General features: G+C 56.3%; 13 protein-coding genes and 1 pseudogene. 5 read left to right on the forward strand and 9 right to left on the reverse strand.

Going from position 1 to position 18,344, the window contains the following annotated elements; translation table 11 throughout:
* Positions 1-130 precede the first annotated feature (130 nt).
* Complete coding sequence (locus INF86_RS14140; RefSeq protein ID WP_045308556.1) at positions 131-1,306, forward strand: efflux RND transporter periplasmic adaptor subunit; 1,176 nt, start codon at positions 131-133, stop codon at positions 1,304-1,306.
* A 23-nt stretch (positions 1,307-1,329) separates the two neighbouring features.
* The gene (gene oqxB / locus INF86_RS14145) at positions 1,330-4,482 is read left to right on the forward strand and encodes a multidrug efflux RND transporter permease subunit OqxB (protein ID WP_023300700.1); all 3,153 of its coding nucleotides are present in this window, start codon (positions 1,330-1,332) and stop codon (positions 4,480-4,482) included.
* Positions 4,483-4,548: 66 nt separating this feature from the next.
* On the opposite strand, the gene INF86_RS14150 is transcribed toward oqxB, so the two are convergent.
* The 3 genes from INF86_RS14150 to INF86_RS14160 all read right to left on the reverse strand — a co-directional run bounded on the left by INF86_RS14150 (position 4,549) and on the right by INF86_RS14160 (position 7,261).
* Positions 4,549-5,028, reverse strand: coding sequence for an Rrf2 family transcriptional regulator (locus INF86_RS14150; protein WP_003860591.1), 480 nt, complete (start codon positions 5,026-5,028; stop codon positions 4,549-4,551).
* Between the two features lie 167 nt (positions 5,029-5,195).
* Entirely contained in the window at positions 5,196-6,584 is a 1,389-nt protein-coding gene (locus INF86_RS14155) for a HAMP domain-containing sensor histidine kinase (protein WP_193543633.1), read from the reverse strand.
* The gene (locus INF86_RS14160) at positions 6,584-7,261 is read right to left on the reverse strand and encodes a response regulator (RefSeq protein WP_038416495.1); all 678 of its coding nucleotides are present in this window, start codon (positions 7,259-7,261) and stop codon (positions 6,584-6,586) included. The genes INF86_RS14155 and INF86_RS14160 overlap by 1 nt, the downstream gene beginning before the upstream one ends.
* A 205-nt stretch (positions 7,262-7,466) precedes the next feature.
* Here INF86_RS14160 and INF86_RS14165 point away from each other — a divergent pair, with 205 nt between their 5' ends.
* Positions 7,467-8,303, forward strand: a complete 837-nt coding sequence (locus tag INF86_RS14165) for a MipA/OmpV family protein (protein ID WP_193543634.1) — start codon at positions 7,467-7,469, stop codon at positions 8,301-8,303.
* A 130-nt stretch (positions 8,304-8,433) separates the two neighbouring features.
* Here INF86_RS14165 and INF86_RS14170 read toward each other — a convergent pair.
* The 3 genes and pseudogenes from INF86_RS14170 to INF86_RS14180 form a co-directional block, all read right to left on the reverse strand.
* A pseudogene (locus INF86_RS14170) lies at positions 8,434-9,179 on the reverse strand (alpha/beta fold hydrolase).
* A 10-nt stretch (positions 9,180-9,189) separates the two neighbouring features.
* On the reverse strand, positions 9,190-9,657 hold the full coding sequence (locus tag INF86_RS14175; RefSeq protein WP_003860582.1) for a DUF6130 family protein: 468 nt from the start codon (positions 9,655-9,657) through the stop codon (positions 9,190-9,192).
* A 51-nt stretch (positions 9,658-9,708) separates the two neighbouring features.
* A complete protein-coding gene (locus tag INF86_RS14180) occupies positions 9,709-10,938 on the reverse strand; it encodes an MFS transporter (protein ID WP_193543635.1) in 1,230 nt (409 codons plus the stop codon).
* Between the two features lie 97 nt (positions 10,939-11,035).
* Here INF86_RS14180 and INF86_RS14185 point away from each other — a divergent pair, with 97 nt between their 5' ends.
* Positions 11,036-11,926 (forward strand): LysR family transcriptional regulator, encoded by an 891-nt coding sequence (locus INF86_RS14185; RefSeq protein WP_023300684.1) that lies wholly within the window; start codon positions 11,036-11,038, stop codon positions 11,924-11,926.
* Here the strand turns inward: INF86_RS14185 and INF86_RS14190 are convergent.
* The gene (locus INF86_RS14190) at positions 11,923-12,093 is read right to left on the reverse strand and encodes a YfgG family protein (protein ID WP_017383512.1); all 171 of its coding nucleotides are present in this window, start codon (positions 12,091-12,093) and stop codon (positions 11,923-11,925) included. The two genes, INF86_RS14185 and INF86_RS14190, sit on opposite strands and share 4 nt — an antisense overlap.
* A 368-nt stretch (positions 12,094-12,461) precedes the next feature.
* On the opposite strand from INF86_RS14190, the gene INF86_RS14195 reads away from it, so the two are divergent.
* Complete coding sequence (locus INF86_RS14195; RefSeq protein WP_155024718.1) at positions 12,462-14,759, forward strand: EAL domain-containing protein; 2,298 nt, start codon at positions 12,462-12,464, stop codon at positions 14,757-14,759.
* Here the strand turns inward: INF86_RS14195 and ppx are convergent.
* A complete protein-coding gene (ppx, locus tag INF86_RS14200; protein ID WP_003860570.1) occupies positions 14,707-16,245 on the reverse strand; it encodes an exopolyphosphatase in 1,539 nt (512 codons plus the stop codon). The genes INF86_RS14195 and ppx overlap by 53 nt on opposite strands.
* A 3-nt stretch (positions 16,246-16,248) precedes the next feature.
* On the reverse strand, positions 16,249-18,309 hold the full coding sequence (gene ppk1 / locus INF86_RS14205; RefSeq protein WP_006811494.1) for a polyphosphate kinase 1: 2,061 nt from the start codon (positions 18,307-18,309) through the stop codon (positions 16,249-16,251).
* Positions 18,310-18,344: the final 35 nt, after the last annotated feature.

Consider the following 18,344-nt stretch of genomic DNA (forward strand, 5'->3'; position numbering starts at 1 on the left):
GTATTCGCAACTGTTACAGTTTTGTGGCGATGAACGACACAAATGGCCTTAAGCCAGACCGGACAAAGGAAGTGGCGCGGCGCCTCCCGCTGCGTCTTGCCCGGCGGCTACAATAACCGGAATAAAAATAATGAGCCTGCAAAAAACCTGGGGTTACTTTCATCTGAGCGCGACGGGGGTGGTTTTACTCTCCGCGCTTCTCGTCGGGTGCGATGACAGCGTCGCGCAAAATGCCGCACCGCAAGCGCCCGTCGTCAGCGCAGCTGACGTGGTGGTGAAATCCATTAGCCAGTGGGACAGCTTTAACGGTCGCATTGAAGCGGTGGAAAGCGTTCAGCTGCGCCCACGCGTCTCCGGCTACATTGATAAAGTGAATTACACCGATGGCCAGGAGGTGAAAAAGGGCGAGGTGTTGTTCACGATTGATGACCGAACCTATCGCGCGGCGCTGGAACAGGCGCAGGCGAACCTGGCGAGAGCCAAAACGCAGGCCAGCCTGGCGCGAAGCGAGGCTAACCGTACCGATAAATTAGTCAATACCAACGTGGTATCCCGTGAAGAGTGGGAGCAGCGCCGTTCCGCTGCTACCCAGGCACAGGCCGATATTCGCGCGGCGCAGGCGGCGGTTGATGCCGCGCAGCTCAACCTCGACTTCACCAAAGTGACCGCGCCTATCGACGGTCGCGCCAGCCGGGCGCTGATCACTAGCGGTAACCTGGTGACTGCGGGTGACAGCGCCAGCGTGCTCACCACCCTGGTCTCACAGAAGACGGTTTACGTCTACTTCGATGTGGACGAGTCCACCTATCTTCACTATCAGAACCTGGCCCGCAGCGGGCAGGGGGCGTCCAGTCACCACACGGCGCTGCCGGTGGAGATTGGTCTGACGGGTGAGGAGGGCTATCCCCATCAGGGCAAAGTGGATTTCCTGGATAACCAGCTCACGCCGAGTACCGGTACAATCCGCATGCGTGCGCTGCTGGACAACTCACAGCGTCAGTTCACGCCGGGACTCTTCGCACGCGTGCGCCTGCCGGGCAGTGCGGAATTTAAAGCCACGCTTGTTGACGATAAGGCGGTGCTGACCGATCAGGATCGTAAGTATGTTTATGTCGTTGATAAAGACGGGAAAGCGCAGCGCCGCGATATTACGCCGGGGCGTCTGGCCGACGGTTTACGTATCGTACAGCAGGGGCTGAAACCCGGGGATAAAGTCATCGTCGATGGTTTACAAAAAGTGTTTATGCCGGGTATGCCGGTTAACGCGAAAACCGTTGCCATGACCGCCAGCGCCGCCCTCAACTGATCCCTTACCTGAGAATCCAATCCATGGACTTTTCCCGTTTTTTCATCGACAGGCCGATTTTTGCCGCCGTACTGTCGATTCTGATTTTTATCACAGGATTAATCGCCATCCCGCTGCTGCCGGTGAGCGAATATCCTGATGTCGTGCCGCCAAGCGTGCAGGTGCGCGCCGAGTACCCGGGCGCCAACCCGAAAGTGATTGCCGAAACCGTGGCGACGCCGCTGGAAGAGGCGATCAACGGCGTTGAAAACATGATGTACATGAAATCCGTCGCGGGCTCCGATGGCGTGCTGGTGACTACCGTCACCTTCCGTCCGGGTACCGACCCGGATCAGGCGCAGGTACAGGTGCAAAACCGCGTTGCACAGGCCGAGGCGCGTCTGCCGGAAGACGTTCGGCGTCTGGGCATCACGACTCAGAAACAGTCGCCAACGCTGACGCTGGTGGTGCATCTCTTTTCGCCTGGCGGTAAGTACGATTCACTGTATATGCGTAACTACGCCACGCTGAAGGTGAAGGACGAGCTGGCGCGTCTGCCCGGCGTGGGTCAGATCCAGATTTTCGGCTCGGGTGAATACGCGATGCGCGTCTGGCTGGATCCAAACAAGGTGGCGGCGCGCGGACTGACGGCCTCGGACGTGGTGACGGCGATGCAGGAGCAAAACGTACAGGTATCCGCCGGGCAGCTTGGCGCCGAGCCGCTGCCGAAAGAGAGCGATTTCCTGATCTCCATTAACGCCCAGGGCCGTCTGCATACCGAAGAAGAGTTTGGCAATATTGTCCTGAAAACAACGCAGGACGGTACGGTCGTCCGCCTGCGCGACGTGGCGCGTATCGAGATGGGTTCCGGCAGCTATGCGCTGCGCTCCCAGCTGAACAATAAAGACGCGGTCGGGATTGGTATCTTCCAGTCGCCGGGGGCAAACGCCATCGATCTGTCTAACGCGGTGCGCGCCAAAATGGACGAACTGTCCACGCGATTCCCGGACGATATGAAGTGGGCGGCACCTTACGACCCAACGGTATTTGTGCGCGACTCGATCCGTGCGGTTGTACAAACGCTGCTGGAAGCGGTGGTGCTGGTCGTGCTGGTGGTGATCCTGTTCCTGCAAACCTGGCGCGCGTCGATCATCCCGCTGATCGCGGTGCCGGTATCGGTCGTGGGTACCTTCAGCATTCTTTACCTGCTGGGCTTCTCGCTGAATACCCTGAGCCTGTTCGGGCTGGTGCTGGCCATCGGTATCGTGGTGGATGATGCCATCGTGGTGGTGGAGAACGTCGAGCGAAATATCGAAGAGGGGCTCGCCCCCCTTGCGGCGGCGCATCAGGCGATGCGTGAAGTGTCCGGGCCGATTATCGCCATTGCGCTGGTGCTGTGTGCAGTGTTTGTGCCGATGGCGTTCCTCTCTGGCGTGACCGGCCAGTTCTACAAACAGTTTGCGGTAACGATAGCTATTTCCACGGTGATCTCCGCGATCAACTCGCTGACGCTTTCTCCGGCGCTGGCCGCGCTGCTGTTGAAGCCGCATGGTGCCCCGAAAGATTTCCCGACCCGGCTTATCGATCGTCTGTTCGGCTGGATTTTCCGTCCGTTTAACCGCTTTTTCCATCGCAGCTCGACCGGCTATCAGGGACTGGTAGGGAAAACGCTTGGCCGACGCGGTGCAGTGTTTGCGGTTTATTTGCTGCTGCTTTGTGCCGCGGGTGTGATGTTTAAAGTCGTACCCGGCGGGTTTATTCCGACGCAGGATAAGCTGTACCTGATCGGCGGCGTGAAAATGCCGGAAGGCTCGTCGCTGGCGCGTACCGATGCGGTGATCCGCAAAATGAGCGAAATCGGGATGAATACCGAAGGCGTGGATTACGCGGTCGCGTTTCCTGGCCTGAACGCGCTCCAGTTCACCAATACGCCGAACACCGGGACGGTCTTCTTTGGCCTGAAGCCGTTCGACCAGCGTAAACATACTGCGGCGGAAATTAACGCGGAGATCAATGCGAAAATCGCGCAAATCCAGCAGGGCTTTGGCTTCTCGATTCTGCCGCCGCCGATTTTAGGGCTGGGTCAAGGGTCCGGTTATTCCCTGTATATTCAGGATCGTGCTGGTCTGGGCTATGGCGCGCTGCAAAACGCGGTGAACACCATGTCCGGGGCGATTATGCAGACGCCGGGTATGCATTTCCCCATCTCAACCTACCAGGCTAACGTTCCGCAGCTGGATGTGCAGGTTGACCGTGATAAAGCGAAAGCGCAGGGCGTATCGCTTACCGATCTTTTCGGCACGCTGCAAACCTATCTGGGCTCGTCATATGTAAACGACTTTAACCAGTTTGGACGGACCTGGCGCGTAATGGCACAGGCCGACGGGCAGTTCCGCGACAGCGTGGAAGATATCGCGAATTTACGCACACGCAATGACCAGGGCGAAATGGTGCCGATTGGCAGTATGGTGAAAATCACGACCACCTACGGGCCGGACCCGGTGATCCGCTACAATGGTTACCCGGCGGCGGATCTTATTGGTGATGCTGACCCGCGCGTGCTCTCTTCCGCGCAGGCGATGACGCAGCTGGACGCCATGTCTAAGCAGATCCTGCCGAACGGGATGAATATTGAATGGACGGACCTGAGTTTCCAGCAGGCCACCCAGGGCAATACGGCGCTGATCGTCTTCCCGGTCGCGGTGCTGCTGGCGTTCCTGGTGCTGGCGGCGCTGTATGAAAGCTGGACGCTGCCGCTGGCGGTGATCCTTATCGTGCCGATGACGATGCTCTCCGCGCTGTTCGGCGTCTGGCTGACCGGGGGCGATAACAACGTCTTCGTGCAGGTGGGGCTGGTCGTGCTGATGGGGCTGGCCTGTAAAAACGCGATACTTATCGTGGAGTTTGCCCGCGAGCTGGAAATTCAGGGCAAAGGCATCATGGAGGCTGCGCTGGAGGCGTGCCGCCTGCGTTTACGCCCGATTGTAATGACCTCTATCGCCTTTATTGCCGGGACCATTCCACTGATCCTAGGTCACGGGGCAGGGGCAGAAGTCCGCGGCGTCACCGGGATCACCGTCTTCTCCGGGATGCTGGGCGTGACGCTGTTTGGTCTGTTCCTGACGCCGGTCTTTTACGTGACGCTGCGTAAATTCGTGACGCGCGGCAAAGCGGAAAGAGAGGTGTTGCCTGCGTAGGACGTAGCAGATAACAAAAAGCCGCCTTCATTGTGAAGGCGGCTTTTTTTTCGCAATCCGTCAGGATTAAGGCGCTTTTTTATGCTGCGTACAGAGTTCCGGCACCGGATCGCACCCGCTGGTATCGGCTTTTTTCACCTCTTCCAGCGCGCTGGCGACGGTATGGCGCGCTAAAACCGCTAACGAAGCCTGCTCCGCTTCATCAGCGATTGATTTGAAGTACCAGCAGGCGTTGGCGCTGACCACACAGCGGGCCGGGACGTCAGGACGGGACGCCCACAGCTTTTTATCTTCAGTGACGGAAAGGTAGATATCACGCAGGGTGATCTCTTCAGCCGGGCGGCCAAGGTGAATAGAGCCGTTGCGGCCAAGCGTGGAGACGATAATGCCGTCGCGGGCGAGAGGAACCATTAATTTGCGGATAAAGCTCGGATTCGCTTCCAGGCCGTAAGCCAGGATTGCACTCGTCGAACGTTCACCCGATTGCTCCGCCATCGCTACGCTGAGAACCATCTGCAAAGCTGTCGGGAAGCGGTAATCTAACATTTTTCTGTCCTGGGTTGCGGTGAATCTTGTTCTTTTTGGCACCGCAGAGGTGAATAATTAGTAAGTAACAATATAACAAATACGGTAATTTTATTGAAGCAATCTGCGGCATACGTGAAGTAACGCTGCGCTGACACATGTCAGGACGTGTAGCGCCGGGTTTACGTTCATGCGAGCGACGGATTCGGGAAATCAACGGTCACCATAAGACCACCTTCGGCTGACGTACTCAGATTGACCCTGCCGTTGTGTTGCTGCGTAACGGCTTTGACGATGGCAAGCCCCAGTCCACTCCCGCTTTGGGTCTGATTAGGATCGCGGAAAAATCTGTCGAACACGCGCTCCCGCAGTTCAACCGGGATACCGGGGCCCGCGTCTGAGACGCGCAGCTGAGCGGACGTATCACGCGATTGCAGTTGTACCTCAATGCGTCCACCCTCAGGGCTGTACTTCACGGCATTCTCAATTAAATTGTCGATCAGCGACACCAGACGTTCCCGAATGCCTGCGACATGGATTTCATCGTCGGCGAAGAATTCAAACTCAATCCCGCGTGCCGATGCCAGCGGCTCCAGTGCGGCCATTCGCTCCTGAATAAGCGTTGTCAGCGGCACAGGCTCCATTACCGTGTCGATGTGCGCTTCGCTGTGCTTCATCAGCAGAAGCTGATTGACGAGACGAGCAGCACGGCTATTGCTGCGAACAATGCCTGCAAGCAGCTCCTGCTGGCTTTCGCTGATGACCGAGGACTGAAGCGCCTCGACGTTGATTCGCATCGCGGCCAGCGGCGTACGCAGCTCGTGCGCGGCATCGGCAATAAACACCCTTTCCCTTTCGGCGCTTTCCCGCACCCTGGCGAGAAAGTCATTAATCGCGTCCACCGTCTGGCGCAGCTCCCTGTGCCTGGGAACGGCTTTTAAGGGAGAGAGAGCGTCTGGCGTGCGCAATGAAATTTCATTCACTACCCTGTTCCAGGGGCGCATCGCGATGCGGATTGACAGCCACGCGGGAAACAGAAGAAAAGGGATGCATACCAGCAGCGGCATGACGTAATAGCCGCGCGAGTTCAGGTAGATAAAGAAATTCCAGCTGCCGGCCGGGGTGAAAAGGGTGACCTCCACGTCGGAGCGCGCAGATTTGAGCGTGCGGCTCGTCCAGGTGTGGTCTCCAGTCCGGACGCGCTGCATTTCCCCCAGGCGGCTATTTTTCACCTCCGTTGGCGCGCCACGCGAAGAAAAAATAATCTCATTATGCTTGCGAACGATCAGGTTGATAGCGAGCTCCGGATCTTCACCGCCGCCATAACCCTCCCGCAGCGCCTTGCTGAACGCGGCCAGCACCTCATTACGCGCCTGCGGCCTATCCTCCATGCTCTCAACAAGGGAAAAAAGGGTTTCGTAAGTCTCACTGCCCGTGAGTATTGGAGGGCTGCGCAGGTCCTCCAGCAAAATGAAGGTTAAAAAGAAACACCAGAGCAACGTAAGCAGCAGCATCTGGGCGACCAGCATTCGCCTGACCAGCGTAGGGAGCCTGAGGCGGTACCAAAAATTACGCATCAACCTGCCGCCTTCTGAACCGGTACGGTATCAATGACGTACCCTACGCCCCGCACCGTTCGCACAAAGCCATCGCCAATTTTTCGCCGCAGGTTACCCATATGCACGTCGAGCGCGTTGCTGAGATTTTCTTTCGTGCCGAATATCCTCTCTTCCAGATACCGCCGCGTAAGCACGCGATCGGCGCGCAGCATTAACGTTTCAAGCAGCGCATATTCGCTTGCCGTCAGCTCAACGTGGCGTGCGCTCACCGTTACGCGACGCGTCGGAATATGAAGCGACAAACCGCGAATTTCTATTGCCTCATTTTCAAAACCGTAACTGCGTCGCGCAAGGGCTCTCACGCGTGCCAGCAGCTCGGCGAGAACAAAAGGTTTGACCAGATAGTCGTCCGCGCCCGCGTCCAGCCCGCACAGGCGGTCCTGCAGCGTGCCTCGCGCCGTCAGGATAATGACGGGGATCCCCCGGAGCTGCTGACGCAGACGCGTCATCAGGCTCATGCCATCGCCATCGGGCAGCCCCAGGTCGAGCAGGATAAGCTCCGGCACGCAGAGCTCAAGCTGATGCAGCGCATCCTCTTTCCGGCGTACCCATATGACATCAAATCCTTGATCTGCAAGGGCGAAACGTACGCCGTTGCCGAGATCCAGGTCGTCTTCAATTAGTAGAATTTTCACAAAGGTAACGGTATCAGCAGTGGATGAAGAACAGCTTAAGAAAAAAACGGTATCAGGAAATCATTCAGCTTTACATAACCAGCACGTGCTTCAGCGTTTCTTCATTTTCGGCTCATAAGAACCTTAGGGAGGGTATTCAGAATGAGCGCGCTGGCGTTTAACACCGCCTGAATCGTAACCATCTGAATCCAAAAGGGCTTCTTTAATGAGAAACTGCAAACTGCGTCACAGGTTCCCCCGTTCACTCATCGGTCGCAGCGTGAAAAGCATCCTGTCGGGGGCCGTCCTGGCGTTACTGGCTACCCCAGCGCTGGCGGCCGGGCAGCGCCAGGGCAACGTGTTAACCCTGGGGGGCGGCGTGGATGTTGCGCCACGCTATTCCGGTTCGGATAAGAGCCGCGTTACTGCGGCTCAGGTGGTTGATTACGCGATGGCAAATGGACTCTTTATCAGTACCACCCGCGGGCTCGGCTACGGCAACCGCGTTGGCAACCTGGATTACAGCGCTGCGCTGAGCTATCGCGCAGGACGTAAGGATCGCGACGTAAGCAGCGATTCAATCGCCTCCGGCAGCGACTACCTGCGGGGGATGGGTGACATCAAAGGCTCGGCCGTCGTTGTGCCGGGGCTGGGGTACAGGATAACTGACTGGCTTAACGTGCAGCTGCAGGCTGAGGTCCCGGTTTCGGAAAGAGACAACGGTGAGGCTGTGCACTTCGGCATTGCCAGCCCGCTCTACATCTCTCCTGAAAACTCGGTGACGCTGGCGCTGACCGGCAGCTGGGGATCCAGCAAGTACATGCAAACGTACTACGGGGTCAGCGCCGCCCAGTCGGCCGCATCGGGATTTGCCCGACATGATGCCGGATCGGGCATATACGCCTATTCACTGAACCTGGACTGGACCCATAAGCTCACCTCCCGCTGGAGCCTGCTTGCCGCAGCTGGCGTTACGCAGCTGACGGGAGAGGCGGGCGATAGCCCCATTGTTCAGCGAAAAACGTCTCCTGTGGGAAGTTTGAAGGTGACGTATAGCTTCTGATGGTTCAGTCAGGGCGAAGGCGCGTTTGTGACAAAACCGCACATAACCCCGTTACAGGAGCCGGAAGTACATAAAGCCCGTAGGATGGCGTGGCCCGAAGTCGGACCGTTCATCATGCGGGCTTTTTTTATCACTGTTGACCCGATAACGCCTGTTCAATCGTACGGGTAACAACGTCCGGCTGGCTGACCATCGATACATGGCTTGCCGCAACCTCCGTGGTGTTGGCGTTGATTTTCTTCGCCATTGCGCGCTCAAGCTCAGGATTGATCATCCGGTCATTTTTGCTGACCACATACCAGCTCGGTTTGTCATGCCAGGCGGCATGCGCGACTTTCTCCCCAAACGCATTGGCCTTAATGGGGCTCTGCGTCGCGGCAATCACGCTGCGCTCAACGTCCTTCACGTCAGGGGCAAAATTCTCGCTGACCGCTTTTGTCGGCAGATATAAATACCCCTCTGCCGTTTTAGCGAGGCTGGCGCTCCCTGGCGGAGCAGGGAAGCTATTTGCCAGTTCTGCCGTCGACTGGCCGGAATCCGGCGCAAAAGCGGCAACGTAAACCAGTGACTTCAGCGGGCATTGTTTCCCGCCTCGCTGATTACCGTCCCGCCCCAGGAGTGACCGACCAGCACCACATCCCCATGAGCCCGGGCAATAGCACGCTGCGTGGCGGCGACATCATCTTTCAGAGACGTGAGCGGAAGTTGTACCGCAATGACCTCGGTATGGTGTTTTTGCAGCCGGGTGATCACCTTATTCCAGCTGCTCCCGTCGGCAAACGCCCCGTGCACCAGCACCACGCTGGCTTTCGTCTCTGCCAGCGCGCTGGTGGAAACCGCCAGCAGCGCCGCTGTTAATACAGACAATGCTTTCATAACAGGCTCCTTAAAAGTGATGAACCGCCGCGTGGGGCGGTACGGTGAATTCAACGGTTTTATGGTCGATGGGCTTATGCGTCGGGTCGGCAACGATGATGGTTACCTTGTGTTTCCCGGCGGGCAGCCCGACCAGGATCACCGGCTCGCCGCTGGTATCAGCCCAGTGCCAGGGCGCGTCATCCACCACTACGTGAATATGGCCGATACGCGGAGTGACTTTCAGCGCGTCGGGTCCAAATACAGGTTCAATGCGCAGGTTTTCGACGCGGTACTGAATAAAGACCGCACCTTTACTCAGCGGTCCCGCCAGCGGTGGGTCGACGATCAGTTTTGCTGGCGGCTGGGGTTTTTCCTGCGGCGCTACGGCGGCCGGGCCATTAACATCAGCGGCGCTCAGGCCATCCAACGGTGCGGCCAGTGCGCCAGCAAAGGACGTCAGCGCAAATACAGGAAGCAGGAAATATCGACGAATCATCTGTGGCTCTCCTCATCAGTTTATTATGGCGAGGGACACAGAAGACCATTTTTATGTATCGGGGATGTTTGCTTTTGCGGGCGTTTTGTACCGGTTTGTCAGCGTAGCGCTCGGGATACAGTGCGATACAGTTTGTTTGCCTGGGCTGCGCACGAGCGCCACTGCGAACCCCGCAATGACCAGCGTCAGTCCTGCGGAAACCCACATTCCGCCTGTTATACCCAGCGACTTATTCAGCCACGCATACGCAAACGGAGAGGCGGCTGCCATCAGTTGGCCTGGAATAAGCAGCAGCCCGGTGCGGCTGGCATAGCGCTCTGTACTAAACAGTTCCAGGGGTAGCGTCGCTTTGACGATAGTCACCAGCCCGTTAATGGCACCAAAGCCGAACACAAATCCGGCGGCACACCAGGCCAGCATGTCGCTGCTCAGTCCGATGAGAAAACAAAGCGGCATGGCGAGCGCAGTGAAAAGCGTCAGTTTTAGCGGAGTGATGCGCGCCCCTGCCAGCACCTCCATAAGGCGCGCACCGGTCTGCCCCATTCCCCACAGCATGCCGACGGCGACCGGCAGGCCGAAGCTGGCGATAAATTCGGGAAGGTGGGTAGAGGTGCCGTTAGAGACGAAGGTGATGAGAGCAATGAAGGTTGCATAAAGCCAGCCGTTACGCCTGTCATGAGGGGAGACCTGCGTACATGCTTTGGGCTTGACCGTAAAGCGCTGGCGCGGGAAGCGCCGAAGAAGCAGGGCACTGAGCAGACCGAACAGGGCGTAGATCTTCAGCGCATCCTGCCAACCCATCACGTTCAGTAAGGCGTCTCCCAGCGGCCAAAAGACAGCGGACGCCAGCCCGCCCGCCAGGGTGACACGAGAGATTGTCCTGCGTGCCTGCGGTCCGTATAGGTTCACAAGAGCAGAGAAAAGCGCATCATACAGCGACAGGCGCATCCCGATGCCGGTCAGCAACCAGGCGCCATACCAGCCTGAAAGTGTGGGCGTAAAGGCCATTGACAGACAGCTTACGGCGATCAGCAAGGTCCCGCTCATTACCACCCTTTGTCCACCAAAACGCGCCAGCAGAGGAGCGACAAACGGCGAGACAATAGCCATAACCAGCATGGCCAGCGTCAGGCCGAGATAGATTTCGAGGGACGACCAGCTTCGGTCTGCTGTAATGGCATGAGCAAAGGTTCCCGGCATGTAAAAGGATATCCCCCAGTTAATGAGCTGATTACATCCCGCAGTGAGCGCAAGACGGCGAGGGAGTGCAGGTGTTTCCATTATTTTTCATTCCGTTAGGCAGTTGTCCCGAGCATACAGGGCGCGGTATTGTGCTGGCAGAGCCGTATCCTTATTCACCGTATAAGAGAAACTTTGCATGACGACGCTCAATCTGGGACACCTCGCCACTTTTCGTCTGGTCGTTCAACGCGGCAGCTTTTCTGCGGCAGCAGATGTAATGGGTATTTCCCAGCCCGCCGTCAGCCTGCAAATACGCCAGCTAGAGCAGTTTCTTCAGACGCGGCTGATCGAACGTACGGGGCGTGGAATCAAAGCCACTGCTGCCGGTGAGGCGCTACGGGTGCACGGTGAACGTCTTGAACTGGCGGTTGAGGAGACAATTCGTTCGGTTAGCGCGTTCAATCAGGAAGTGAGCGGCACCATCACGCTCGGCACGGGCGCGACGGCCTGTATTCATCTGCTTCCAGCGCTGTTGCAGCAGCTTCGTGAGGAGTATCCCCTGTTACGGATCGGAGTGACGACGGGAAATACGCCGGATATCGTCAGGGCGATTGAGGAGAATCGGCTGGATATGGGGCTGGTCACGCTACCGGCGAGCGGTCGTACGTTGGCGATTATGCACGCGATGGAGGAAGAGTTTGTCTGGATTAGCGCGCAGGTTCAGCTGGAAGAAGGGGAGCAGTTTACGCCAGACTCTTTATACGCTCAGCCGCTCATTGCGTTTGAGTCGGGCAGCGGTACGCGAACGTTGATTGACGGCTGGTTTGAAGCCCGCGGACTAGCCGTCTCACCGGTTATGCAGCTTGGCAGTATTGAGGCCATCAAACGCATGGTACGTGCAGGGCTGGGCTACAGTATTGTGCCGCGAATGGCGGTGGAGCATGCCGACGACCGGGAGGGATTACGCGTTCAATCGTTAACGCCCGTTCTGCGCCGGCAACTGGCGATAGTGATGCGTCAGGATAAGATCCTCAGCAAAGGGATGACGGTGATTATTCGGCTGTTACAGCGTGAACATGGACGTTAGCGCTCGGGCGAATCCACTACAAGACCTGATTGCTGCGACTGAATTTTGTCCTGATGGTGATACCAGGCGCCAATGGAGGAATAAACAAAGCGGCCAAAGAAAAACAGGAAACTGATGAGCAGTATGATGCGGGTCATCCGGGTGTTAAATCGATGTCGTTTTCGCATACGCGTAGCCTGACTCACTTTCTTTTCCTGAGTATACCCTTTTGGGCGATACGGCTATTAAGGCACAGCCGCAAGTCGGGGTCAATTCAGCGAAATGTAAAATACCGTCAATGCTTACATTAATTTATGTTATTAAAAACAACGCTTTTATTTATCGCATTGATAATTACAGGAAAAATATTCAAATAAAACGTAAGAAATGTTTATTCAGATAAATTAATTTGATTTAGGTCAACGGCATCTCGTCGTTGATATTTAAAATCCCACCTCCACTGTGCTTGCCAGGAATTTTCCGGGCATCGTGTACGTCAGGTTGGATGCCTGTCTTCATTTACCCTCTGGAGCGCAAGGGTTGTAAACGAGCATCTATGAATATTCACCACATCCTGAAGCAAAATAAAGACCGCTGGTGGGCACTTCCTCTTATATTACCCGTCGTGTTACTCCCGGTGCTTAGTGTGGCTAATACCTTAACGCAGCTGGGCGACGGTATCGTTGCGCTCTATTATCTCCCGCTCTCCTTTCTGCTGACGCTGATGTTGTTCTTTGGCCTGGAAGCCCTTCCCGGAGTGGTGGTGTCGCTGTTTTTACGTTATTACCCGTCCGTTGGGCTGTTTGAAACCGTGACCGGCATTCTACATTTTATCGTCCCCCTGGTGCTCAGCTGGGGCGGTTACCGCGTGTTTGCGCCCCGACGCAATATGACCGCTTACGGTGACATACGCCTGATGGGGCAACGTATCTTCTGGCAGGTGTTTTGCCCGGCAACGCTTTTTCTGGTGCTATTTCAGTTTGCGGTTTATCTCGGGGTCTATGAGAGCCGCCAGAGCCTTGCAGGATTGAATCCCCTCAATATTCGGACCCTTATTAACTATCAGGGGCTGCTGGTGAGCGGGCTGACGGGTGTGCCGCTAAGCTACCTGCTGATCCGCCTGATACGTCATCCGCGCTATTTCAAGGGACTGATGTCCCAGCTCCGCACGCAAATAGACAAAAAGGTGACGGCCGTTGAGTTTGTGGTGTGGTTTTTAGCTCTTGGTGGGTTGCTGGCCATGCTGCTGCTGCCCATGAATGAAAACAGTTCCATTTTCAGCACCAACTACACTTTGTCACTGCTGATGCCCGTGATGCTCTGGGGGGCGATGCGCTTTGGCTACAAGCTAATGTCAATCATCTGGACGCCGGTCCTGCTGGTGTCGATTCACTTTTTTTATCACTACATTCCGGTGCAGGGGGGTTATGGCATTCAGCTGGCGATCACCTCATCCAGCTATCTGGTCTTTTCCTTCGTTGTGACGTACATGTCGATGCTGGCGACACGTCAGCGGACCATCAATATTCGCTCCCGCAGTCAGGCTTTTCTCGATCCGGTGGTGCATATGCCCAACCTGCGGGCGCTGTCGCGAGAGCTGGCCAGTAACCCCTGGTCGGCGCTCTGTTTACTGCGCGTGCCCGAGCTGGAAGTGCTGGGGCGTAATTACGGCGTACTGCTACGGATCCAGTATAAGCAGCAGCTGGCGCAATGGATAAATGGCACCCTTCAGCCAAAAGAGCAAGTCTATCACCTCACCGGATATGACATGGCGGTGCGACTGGAGGCGGAGTCGCATCAACAGCGCATTGAGACGCTGGACGAGCATATTAAGCAATTTGTTTTTATCTGGGATGGTATGCCGGTGCAGCCTCAGGTTGGCGTGAGCTACTGCTATGTACGCTCACCCGTCAATCACCTCTATCTGGTGCTGGGGGAACTGGGCATCGTGGCTGACCTCTCCCTCTCAACGAATCACCCGGAAAATCTTCAGCAGCGCGGGGCTGTTCACTTGCAGCGTAGCCTGAAAGATAAGGTGGCGATGATGAGCCGTTTGCAGACAGCGCTGGAGCAGAACGCTTTTAGCCTGTTAGTTCAGCCCGTTCGCGGCCTGCGCGGCGATCATTACCACGAAGTGCTGCTGCGAATGCGTGATGATAACGGGGCGCTGATCTTTCCCGAGCAGTTCCTGCCCATAGCACAGGAGTTTGGTTTATCGTCGCGTGTCGATTTATGGGTACTGGAGCGTACGTTGAGTTTCCTGGCACAGCACCGCCAGCGTTTGCCGGGCCAACGCTTTGCCATCAACCTCGCACCTTCTACCGTCTACCGGGCGCAGTTCCCGCTTGAAGTGAGCCGCCTGTTAGCCAGATATGCCGTTGAAGCATGGCAGCTGATCTTTGAAGTGACCGAAAGTAGCGCCTTTGGTCATGCGGATCTGGCGGCATCCACCCTCAGGCAATTGCAAAAAATGGGAATACGGATCGCCATTGATGATTTTGGCACCGGCTACGCCAGCTATGCGCGGTTAAAAAGCGTGGACGCCGACATTCTCAAAATCGACGGCGGCTTTATTCGCAATATTGTCAGCAACAGTCTGGATTACCAGATCGTGGCATCCATTTGCCATCTGGCCCGGATGAAGAAAATGCTGGTGGTGGCGGAATGTGTGGAAACAGAAGAGATACGTAGCGCGGTGCACGCGCTAGGTATCGATTATGTGCAGGGCTACTTGATTGGGTTGCCAGTTGAGCTTGATACGTTGCTCGAAACACAGCCTTCTCAGGAGAGCGCCTTAGCCGTTACGCTGCCGCCTCAGAACTCTCTTCTTCAATCTTCAACAGCCAGCCGGTGACCGCTTCCCAGTACTGCTGCTCTTTTTCCAGATCCAGCAGCACCAGCGCGTTCTGGCTAAACCAGTCGTGCGGGAAGCTCAGCGTCCAGTGATAGTCATCCGTTTTAAGCTTCAACGTCGGCGGCGTGGTGGTCGCCTGTCGCTGATTATTGAGCAGCACGCCCAGGCGCAGAAGCTGAATGAGTGGCAGGAATTGCTTTTTCTTAAATAGCGTAAAGCGCGGCAGATCGTCGAGCTTGATGGCTTTGCGGTGATAGCGCACCAGCGTCGCCATCATGGTTTGCTGCTCCTGGTTGAAGCCAGGCAGATCGCTATTTTGCAGAATATAGGCTGAATGGCGATGCATTCCGCTGTGGTTAATGTTCAGCCCCACCTCATGCAGCATCGCGGCCCATTTTAACAGCGCGGCCAGCTGCGGATGCGCCAGCTTTGGATTCTGCTCCTCCCACTGTTCGTACATCTGAACCGTGGTTTCCAGCACCCGTTTCGCCTGTTCGCGGTCGATATTGTACTGGTTGGCAAGGCTCTGCGCGGTGCGGCTGCGAATATCCTGATGACGGAAACGGCCTTCCATCTCATACAGCACACCTTCGCGCAGGGCGCCGTCAGAGAGGCGCAGCTCTTTGATCGCCAGCGCGTCAAACACGCCGCAGAGGATCGCCAGCCCCGGTACGAACACCGCTTTACGCTCGTCGGACAAGCCCGGCAGACTCAGGGCGTCGAAGCTCTTGTGCTTAAGCACCTCTTCGGTGAGTTTCACCAGGCGCTCAGGCGTAATAAACCCGTCCTTTTCACCCATCGCCAGCAGCACTTCATGGGCCGCTTTAATCGACCCCGATGCGCCCAGCGCCACGTTCCAGCCCTGAATACGATACTGCCAGGCCAGATTTTCCAGTTTTTGCACGGCGGCCATGCGCGCGCGCTGGAAGTTTTCGCGGGTGATGACGCCGCCCGGAAAATACATTTGCGCGAAGCTGACGCAGCCCATACGGCGGCTTTCAACCAGACGCGGCTCGAAATCTTCGCCAATCACCAGTTCGGTTGAGCCTCCGCCGATATCAATCACCAGCTTGCGGCCTTTTTCCGGCTGCGTATGCTCCACGCCCATAAAAATCAGGCGCGCTTCTTCGTTACCAGAGATGATCTCAATCGGGTAGGGGATAACCTTTTCCGCGCGCTTAAGAAATTCCGGCGCGTTCAGCGCCTGGCGTAGCGTATGCGTCCCGACGATGCAGACGCTGGACGGCGAAAAGCCTTGCAGACGTTCTGCGAACAGCGACAGGCAGTTAAGCCCGCGCTCCATTGCCTCTTCGCTCAGCATGTTACGCGCGTCGAGCCCATCGGCCAGATGCACGCGCTGCTTCAGACGACCGATGATCTGCATCGCGCCATCCACCTCGCGGGCGATGACCATATGGAAACTGTTTGAGCCAAGATCGACCGCAGCGAACTCCTGCGGGCGTGGGGTATTATCGTTTATTGGCATAGGTTAATCGGGTTGCTCAAGTGATTTGATGTAATCGTAAATCGCCAGCTGCGACCGCACTTTACGGCGATTGCCGCGCGGTACATAGCGATTACTGAGTTCTTTGTCGATATAACGTGCTTTCACCGTATCGCTGAACAGGATCTCGATAATGTCCAGGATACGCTGCTTCAGGCGAGGATCCAGCAGCGGTGCCGCCACTTCAATACGGTAATCAATGTTACGCGTCATCCAGTCGGCGGACGAGAGGTATACGCGCTTATCACCGGCGTTATCGAAAATATAGACGCGATCGTGTTCAAGATAGCGATCCACAATGCTGATCACGCGGATGTTGTCGCTGATGCCTTCCAGTTCCGGAATGAGCGAGCACATGCCGCGAATGAGCAGATTTACCGGAACGCCGGAGCTGGAGGCCGCATACAGGCGATCCACCAGGCCTTTGTCCACCAGATTGTTGAGCTTCAGCGTGATGCCGGACGACAAGCCGTTCTGCGCATTGGCAATTTCTTTGTCGATCATATCGTACAGCAGGCGCCGTGAGTTCTGCGGCGACACCAGCAGATAATCGAAGCTCACCGGGCGGTACGGGTTCTCAATGAAGTTGAACACCCGACGCACTTCGTTGGTGATGCGGGCATCCGCAGTCAGCAGTGAATAGTCGGTGTAAATACGCGCAGTTTTCTCGTTAAAGTTCCCGGTACCGATATGGGCGTAGCGCACCACATCGTCGCCCTCTTTACGGGAGATCAGGAACAACTTGGCGTGAATTTTCAGCCCCGGCGCGGAGAAGATGACGTGCACGCCCGCTTCCGTCAGTCGGCGCGCCCAGTGGATGTTGGCCTCTTCGTCGAAGCGAGCCTGGAGCTCAACCACCACGGTCACTTTCTTGCCGTTGTGCGCTGCGTGGATCATCGCATCGATGATACGGGAATCTTTCGCCACGCGATAAATGTTGATTTTAATCGCCAGCACGTTCGGATCGAACGAGGCCTGACGCAGCAATTCCAGCACGTGTTCAAAGGTGTGATACGGATAGTAGAGCAGCACATCCCGCTCGCGGATGGCATCGAACCCGTTGCGGAATTTATCGAACCAGATATGGCGCAGGCGCGGCAGCGGTTTGTTTACCAGATTGGCTTTGCCGACGTTCGGGAAGCCAATGAAATCTTTAAAGTTGTGGTAACGCCCACCGGGGATTATGGAGTCGTAGCGGGAGATGGTCAGCTTATCGCGCAGCATCTCCACCATCGCGTCCGGCATATCGCGCTGATAGACAAAACGCACCGGCTCTGCCGTCAGGCGCTGCTTGAGGCTGGAAGACATCAGCTCCATCAGGCTGGCCTCCATCTCATGCACCAGATCGTACTCGGCATCACGGGTCATCTTCATCGAGTAGGCGTTGAGCGCGTCGTAATCGAAGAAGCCTTTGAAGATATCGTCCAGACAGTAGCGCAGAATGTTATCCAGCAGGATCATCGGCTTACGTCGGCGCGGGGTTTCCGGCGGCAGATTTACAAAGCGCGGGACTTTATCAGACGGTATTTCCAGCAGCGCGTAGTTAATGGTCTCACCACGAATGATTTCTACCGCCAGATAGGTGTAATCATCTTTCAGGAACTGCACCAGATCGGTTTCACGGTTGATCAGAATCGGGGTGATATGCTGGCGCAGATAGTGTTTGAAATAGTGGCGCAGCCAGTTTTGCTGATTCGCGGAGAGCTGGCGTTCGTTGATCAGGAAGATTTGGTTGCGTGCCATTTCCAGCAGCAGCTCGTTATAGAGGCCATCAAATTCCTGATCGGCTTTCATGACGCGAGACTGGATTTTTCCAAGCAGATGCCGCGAGTGGGAGTTTAAGCCCTGTTCTTCGCTGATGATGATTCGGCGTTTCAGTTCGGCGAAGCGAACCTTGTAGAACTCATCCAGATTGTTGGAATAGATGCCTAAAAAACGCATACGCTCAATCAGCGGGTTGCTTTTATCGGCCGCTTCCTGAAGTACACGTTCGTTGAATGCTAACCAGCTTAGCTCTTTCTCGATATATAACTTTTCCTGACCCATTACAGCTCACACTCCAGTTCAATCACAGGACGTGG

It is taken from the genome of Enterobacter cloacae complex sp. I1M, from assembly GCF_014982425.1.
Lineage (GTDB): Bacteria > Pseudomonadota > Gammaproteobacteria > Enterobacterales > Enterobacteriaceae > Enterobacter > Enterobacter intestinihominis.

Excerpts from the sequence above, each read along its gene's own strand:
- oqxB (WP_023300700.1), top strand. The coding sequence starts at position 1,330 with ATGGACTTTTCCCGTTTTTTCATCGACAGGCCGATTTTTGCCGCCGTA.
- INF86_RS14185 (WP_023300684.1), top strand. The coding sequence starts at position 11,036 with ATGACGACGCTCAATCTGGGACACCTCGCCACTTTTCGTCTGGTCGTT.
- INF86_RS14165 (WP_193543634.1), top strand. The coding sequence starts at position 7,467 with ATGAGAAACTGCAAACTGCGTCACAGGTTCCCCCGTTCACTCATCGGT.
- ppk1 (WP_006811494.1), bottom strand. The coding sequence starts at position 18,309 with ATGGGTCAGGAAAAGTTATATATCGAGAAAGAGCTAAGCTGGTTAGCA.
- ppx (WP_003860570.1), bottom strand. The coding sequence starts at position 16,245 with ATGCCAATAAACGATAATACCCCACGCCCGCAGGAGTTCGCTGCGGTC.
- INF86_RS14195 (WP_155024718.1), top strand. The coding sequence starts at position 12,462 with ATGAATATTCACCACATCCTGAAGCAAAATAAAGACCGCTGGTGGGCA.
- INF86_RS14150 (WP_003860591.1), bottom strand. The coding sequence starts at position 5,028 with ATGTTAGATTACCGCTTCCCGACAGCTTTGCAGATGGTTCTCAGCGTA.
- INF86_RS14140 (WP_045308556.1), top strand. The coding sequence starts at position 131 with ATGAGCCTGCAAAAAACCTGGGGTTACTTTCATCTGAGCGCGACGGGG.
- INF86_RS14190 (WP_017383512.1), bottom strand. The coding sequence starts at position 12,093 with ATGCGAAAACGACATCGATTTAACACCCGGATGACCCGCATCATACTG.
- INF86_RS14155 (WP_193543633.1), bottom strand. The coding sequence starts at position 6,584 with ATGCGTAATTTTTGGTACCGCCTCAGGCTCCCTACGCTGGTCAGGCGA.
- INF86_RS14180 (WP_193543635.1), bottom strand. The coding sequence starts at position 10,938 with ATGGAAACACCTGCACTCCCTCGCCGTCTTGCGCTCACTGCGGGATGT.
- INF86_RS14175 (WP_003860582.1), bottom strand. The coding sequence starts at position 9,657 with ATGATTCGTCGATATTTCCTGCTTCCTGTATTTGCGCTGACGTCCTTT.